Source organism: Mesorhizobium sp. M00.F.Ca.ET.216.01.1.1 (genome assembly GCF_004010325.2).
In the GTDB taxonomy this organism is placed as follows: domain Bacteria; phylum Pseudomonadota; class Alphaproteobacteria; order Rhizobiales; family Rhizobiaceae; genus Mesorhizobium.
The window spans coordinates 1-278 of record NZ_SADR02000667.1; the positions used below are offsets into that span (position 1 = coordinate 1).

Here is a 278-nt window from a genome sequence, read left to right on the forward strand (position 1 = left end):
CGGCGCCGTCGCCGATCAGCCGAACGCGGTGATCGTCTCGCTGTCCCGCATGACGGCGATCGGCCAACCGGACCCGGAAAGCGGCTCGGTCGCGGTCGAAGCCGGCGTCGTGCTTTCCTCCCTGCACGAGGCGCTGGAGCCGCACGGCCTGATGTTTCCGATGCATCTCGGCGCCGAAGGCAGCGCCAGGATCGGCGGCCTGATCGGCACCAATGCCGGCGGCAGCCAAGCGTTCCGCTACGGGATGATGCAAGATCTGGTGCCCGGCCTCGAAGTCG

At 69.1% G+C, this 278-nt stretch carries 1 protein-coding gene; it reads left to right on the forward strand.

What is annotated here, in order from left to right; translation table 11 throughout:
- The coding region (locus EN859_RS37865) for an FAD-binding oxidoreductase (protein WP_135913787.1) at positions 1-278 on the forward strand (278 nt) is incomplete at both ends.